Source organism: Pseudonocardia yuanmonensis, from assembly GCF_039542425.1.
In the GTDB taxonomy this organism is placed as follows: Bacteria; Actinomycetota; Actinomycetes; order Mycobacteriales; family Pseudonocardiaceae; genus Pseudonocardia; species Pseudonocardia yuanmonensis.
In genome coordinates, this window is sequence record NZ_BAABIC010000061.1 from 1 (window position 1) to 1,148 (window position 1,148).

The window sequence follows — 1,148 nt, forward strand, 5'->3', positions numbered from 1 at the left end:
CCCCGCTGCCGATCATCGCGCCGCGCTCGCCCGGGGACTGCTTCCACGCCGCCGTCGAGGCCGCCGCGATCAGCGTCAAGTACCGGACCCCGGTGATCGTGCTGTCCGACGGGGCGCTGGCCAACGGGTCCGAGCCGTGGAAGATCCCCGACGCCGACACCCTCGAGCGGGTCGACCCGGACTTCGCGACCGAGCCGAACGCCCCGGACGGGTCCGGGGAGTTCTGGCCGTATCTACGGGACTCGGAGACCCTGGCCCGGCCGTGGGCCGTGCCCGGCACCCCGGGCCTGGAGCACCGGGTCGGCGGGCTGGAGAAGGCCGACGGGCGCGGGTCCATCTCCTACGACCCGGACAACCACGACCGCATGGTCCGGCTGCGCCAGGCCAAGATCGACAGCATCCCGGTGCCGGACCTGCAGGTCGAGGACCCCTCCGGCGAGGCGGATGTGCTCGTCGTCGGCTGGGGCTCGACCTACGGCCCGATCGTCGCCGGGGCCCGCCGCGTCCGGAACATGGGCCACAACATCGCCACCGCACACATCCGGCACCTCAACCCGCTGCCGGCCAACCTCGGCGAGGTCCTCGCGTCCTACCGCACCGTGCTGGTGCCGGAGATGAACCTCGGCCAGCTCGCGCTGCTGCTGCGCGGGAAGTACCTGGTCGACGCGAAGTCCTACACCAAGGTCAGCGGGCTGCCGTTCAAGGCCGAGGAACTGCAGGACGTGTTCCTCGACTACCTCACCGGCACCCACCCGAACACCGCCGGCACCAACAGCGCCGACACCACCTCGAGCAACACTGCGAGCAACGGCTCCGGCAACGGGGCCCCTCTGGGAGTCCAGGCATGAGTACCGACCTCGGTCTGCCGTCGATCGGCGGGCTGGACCTCGTTCCGCACACGGACGAGAAGCAGACCGCGAAGGACTACACCTCCGACCAGGAGGTCCGCTGGTGCCCCGGTTGCGGCGACTACGCCGTGCTGGCCGCCGTGCGCCAGTTCCTCCCCACCCTGGGGATCAAGCGCGAGAACACCGTGTTCGTCTCCGGGATCGGCTGCTCGAGCCGCTTCCCCTACTACCTGAACACCTACGGGATGCACTCCATCCACGGCCGCGCCCCGACCATCGCCACCGGCCTGGCCGTGTCCC

General features: G+C 70.8%; 2 pseudogenes. Both read left to right on the plus strand.

Features of this window, described 5'->3' with window-relative positions:
- Nucleotides 1-848 (plus strand): annotated as a pseudogene (locus tag ABD990_RS34085) (2-oxoacid:acceptor oxidoreductase subunit alpha); the annotation flags it as partial.
- A pseudogene (locus ABD990_RS34090) lies at nt 845-1,148 on the plus strand (2-oxoacid:ferredoxin oxidoreductase subunit beta); the annotation flags it as partial. The pseudogenes ABD990_RS34085 and ABD990_RS34090, both read left to right, overlap by 4 nt.